Source organism: Campylobacter sp. BCW_6873, assembly GCF_001762365.1.
GTDB classification, from domain to species: Bacteria; Campylobacterota; Campylobacteria; order Campylobacterales; family Campylobacteraceae; genus Campylobacter_D; species Campylobacter_D jejuni.
In genome coordinates this window covers 6504-10906 of the sequence record NZ_MJWS01000109.1, presented here as the reverse complement: position 1 = coordinate 10906, position 4403 = coordinate 6504, and the positions used below count along the sequence as shown (strand labels likewise).

The 4403-nt window shown below is 26.3% G+C and carries 3 protein-coding genes; all 3 read right to left on the bottom strand.

Features of this window, described 5'->3' with window-relative positions; all coding sequences use genetic code 11:
- Positions 1-313 precede the first annotated feature (313 nt).
- Entirely contained in the window at positions 314-964 is a 651-nt protein-coding gene (locus tag AJ932_RS09880) for a hypothetical protein (RefSeq protein ID WP_070278827.1), read from the bottom strand.
- 177 nt (positions 965-1141) lie between these two features.
- Entirely contained in the window at positions 1142-2149 is a 1008-nt protein-coding gene (locus AJ932_RS09875; protein ID WP_070278825.1) for a DUF3825 domain-containing protein, read from the bottom strand.
- 1229 nt (positions 2150-3378) lie between these two features.
- The gene (locus AJ932_RS09870; protein WP_032603318.1) at positions 3379-3771 is read right to left on the bottom strand and encodes a hypothetical protein; all 393 of its coding nucleotides are present in this window, start codon (positions 3769-3771) and stop codon (positions 3379-3381) included.
- Positions 3772-4403 lie beyond the last annotated feature (632 nt).

Below are 4403 nucleotides of genomic sequence, written 5' to 3'. Positions count from 1 at the left end.
TATAGAAGTTGAAGGATAATTTTTATCATAACCATCAAAATATAAATTCACATTTACATCGTGATATTGATAACGAAGTTTAATACAGTTTCCGACTTTTTTATATTTAGCATTATTGTACTTCTCTAATAAAATACCTAAAATAATAGTATCACTCATTTGCACTCCTTTAAAACGAAAATCTAAATATTATGTTATTATACAATCAACATTTTAGAGCAATACTAAATATAAACTAAATTGACAATTTTTTTATTGTATGATATAATTTAAAATCATTATAAGGGCGGATCGAGATCGCCCATCTTAAATATTATTTTAAGTAGCTATTTAAATCTTTTTCAAAACTCTCTATTAAATCACTTAAAAAAGCATTGATTTTATTTGGCATAACGCCTATAAAGGTATTATGTGATTTAGGAGCTAAAGCCTTTTGATTTGTTATTTTTGTTTTATATAAATTTTCCCAATGAAAACTTCTATTTCTGATTGTGAGTAAAAGGTTAAGAACAATATTTGCTTTTTCTATATTGCTAAAACTATTTTTATATTTTTTATTATTTACATAGTGAAAGTAATATTCTTTGTTGTGTGCATAATATTTTTTAAAATTTATATTAGAAGAATTAATTATTTTTGCCTCTAAGTGTTCTAGCTTAATTATAAATATTACATCTCCTAAAGAAATTCTTGAAATGAGTTGATTGTTATCTAATATTTCTTTGTTTTGCAATTTAATTATTTTTTGTTTGATGTTTTCTTCGTTATAATTTCTTAACCATTCTAAATCTTTTTCTTTCATATGTTTATCTAGTAAATTTCTTAATACTAGTTCAAGTATTGCTATTTTTGTTGTTATGCTTGCAATCATTTTTAAATTATCAAAATGTTCGTAAATATTATTATAAGATTCTAATCTTTCTTTAGAAAACAAATATTCAAGATCGGTCTGTTCTGTTGGCATGAATTTCTCTAATATTGGATTAATATTCTTAAATCATATCAAATTTTTATAAAAAATATTATTATTCACACTTGTAAGTACTTTTTTCAAGCTTTCTTTCCATTTCTTTTTTTGGAAATAAAATTACATGATAAAATAGACTTATCTAAAAAGCCTATTTTATCAATGTTTTCACTTTCAAATGGTGTTTTTTACCCATTCAGATTCAACTATCGAAAGAACTCTTGCGGTTTTGTAAATATTATCATGCGGATTTAGTATAGTTCTCACAGCGTAATACTGTTCGTTTTTAACTTCCTCTTTTTCAACTACAACTATCGTATCAACTGATTCTTCTTGAAGTTTCAAAGGAATGTATAAAACTACTCTTTGCTTATAAGCTGCAGGAATAATCATCTTTTGAAGATTATAATTATCTTTGATAATTTTCAATTCACCATTAATAATGTATCCTATGAACCTATCATTTAGTTTTTTCACAATTTCAGGTAATCGCTCTTTTCTCTCAAAAAGATGCAAATGATTTACCCTAAAATCCAATTTACTGTCAAAAATGATTTCATTTTTGAATGTATCATAATCGCTTAAAGATTTAGGTATTTCTAAATCATCTAAAACTCTATCTCCATTAGAACAAAATTTTCTAAAAACATATCCTCCGTTTTCTTGAATTTCAAAGTATGCAAATATTGGAAAAACACCTGTACTATACAAACCTATATTGAAACATGCCTTTGTTTTGTCTTTATTATAAGTAATAATATCAGGATAGCTTTTATTTTCATAAATGAACTCAAAATATTTAAATAGATAAGAAAATAAAATATTATTTCCGTTTCCCCAAAATTCTTTTTGAGCTATATTAGAAAGCTCTTGGAGTGTATTTAGAAAATTTGGAAAATAGGCAAATTGAAACAACAAAGGTTTCTCTTCAACTTTGTTTTGAATTTGATCACGATTTGAAGTCTTGTTTCTTGTGGTAGCTTTTTTAACATAAACTAAAGAAGGTTCGTTTTCATCTTTTTCAAGATCAAAACCTGCTTCTATTAATGCCTTACTACAATTGATTTTTAAATCATATTTTCTTTTCAAATATTGACTGATATGTCCTGTAGTAACATGGTCAAATTTAGTTTTACTATCTTCATAGGCTTCTAAAATTAATTTTTCTATGTTTTTTTCCACGCTAAAAACCTAATTGTCCTTTCTTATAATCTTCTAAACCTTTCAATAGTCCAAAAAGTATGTCAGAATCAACCGCTCCTTCAATAGGAGTGCCTATTACTTTTCCTGTTGGAGTTAAAATATAAGTTGTTGCGAGTTAATTACAAATCAACTAAATAAAATACATATATTACAAGTTGTTTTCAAGCAATATGTAATTTTATTTCAATATGTGATACACATTAATACAACTTTACTTCAAGTATAGTTTATGTTTATGTAAATTTTTATTTCAACTTAACTACACTTTTACTACAACATAACTACAACTTGAGTGCAAAAAAACGCTACTTGATAAACTGCATTTTATTTACAACTTAACTACAACTTAACTACAACTTGAATTCAACTTTATTACAATTATTTTCAACTTAACTACAATTTGAGTTCAACTTTATTACACTTTCACTACACTTTAACTACAAAAATGTGAAAATTTGCATGTTTTTTGAAGTAAAAGTGTAGTTAATATGTAGTTAATGTTATTTTTACTATAACTTGAGTGTAACTTTATTACAACTTAACTACAAAAAAGAGTTTGTTTAAAATACTATTTTATAGGGTTTTTAATATTAATTTAATTTTTATTGTTGAAAAAAATATACTAAAAAGTGTAATAAAAAAGTAAAATATCAATATTCATGGCTTATCTATGTTAAAACCCTTATTTTTAGGTTCTTTTGCTTTTTTTGAAAAAAATGTAAAAAGTTGAGCCAATGGGCATAATGCAATAATATAGCCTAAATATAGGCGTTTAAATCTTATTGTTGTAGGCAAATTATGCTAATGTTTTACCGACATTTTGTGATTTGTAAAAAGCTTTTAAAATATCTATTTTGTAGGTTTTTAAGCATTATTGATAATCGAGTTATTGTGTAAGATTTTTGGCAAAAATAGACTTTAGAGCTAAAAACTACAAAATTTTCTTCATGGCGTGTGTTTTTGATTGTGCTTGATTTATAGCGATAATATGAGATCAAGGGCTTATTTTAGAAGTTCTTGCGAATTTTCAAAAATGCTTTGCAGTTTTGAAATAGACTGTGGTTTTTGTTTTGTGTTGCGATTTTTGTAGGTTTTTTTGTGTTTTTTTGATTGCAAGTGGGTATCTTGAATGGATATAGGGTTTAAAATGACAGAATTAGCCTTTAAAAGGCAAAATGATTTTTTTAATGGTTTTTATCGTTTTAGGGTTATTTTTTTGATTTTTGGGTGTTTTTTGAAAGAATATCGATTAGTGTTTCAAAATCTTGGATTTCTGATTTGGTGATTTTGAATTTGTCTTTGAGTGTTAGAAACTGATAGGCTGAAACTATATCAAGCTTTGGGTATTTGGCTTGTAAATCGATAATGCTCTCATGGTTTTTAACTCTTTTTAGTTTGGCAATAAAAGTGTTTTTTGTTTTTTTGATATAAGCCATAACAGCAGGTGTCATTTTGCTTTTGTTTTCATCTGTTTTGCCATAGATTGAGAGTATGAATGCTAGACAGCTAGTTATATTGACAAATAATTTGTCGTTTTTCTCTTTGTGGATTATTTTGTTTAGGTATATTTTGGTAAACCAAGTTTCTATGGCTTTGTGCATTTTGTTTTTTCGCTTGGGCGTGTATTAGTTTTAGACATAAGTTTTCTTCTGTGGTTTTAGTGCTTTATGAAATTATACCGTATTTTTATTTAACTTGGGTATGAAATGAGTATTTTTATATATTAGGGAAAGTTTATGCTAGAAATATGTTTAAAAAGTGGCAAAAATAGGGAGTAAATGAGAAAGAATGAGGTGATAAATAAGGCAATAAATGAGGGAATAAATGAGGTGATAAATGAGAGAAAGAATGAGTATAAAGGCTATAAGGATTTGTGTTAAGGATAGCGTTAAGATGAGATTTGAATGCGTAGAATGCAAGATAGGGAGGAATGGGAGATGGGGTATAAAGGGGGTGATAAATGATGAAAATTATTCAATGAAATGTAGCGGATAAAGAAGGGGGAATAAATGAGGTGATAAAGGGCGAGAAGAAGACTTTTCTATTTCAAGGGTGAAAAATACTTTAGGTTAGGTATAAAAATGGCAATATTATTAACGAAGTTAATGTATGGTAGGTATAAAATTTTTTAACACCCTTTTTTTGAGAAAAATAAATTTCATTCTAAAAATACTATAAATCTCCAATTTATAGGCATTCTTTGCTTTAGGGTAGGTATAAAAATGCCCTTGCT

What these genes read in the sequence shown, in the direction of transcription:
- AJ932_RS09880 (WP_070278827.1), bottom strand. Translation starts at nt 964, where the DNA reads ATGCCAACAGAACAGACCGATCTTGAATATTTGTTTTCTAAAGAAAGA.
- AJ932_RS09870 (WP_032603318.1), bottom strand. Translation starts at nt 3,771, where the DNA reads ATGCACAAAGCCATAGAAACTTGGTTTACCAAAATATACCTAAACAAA.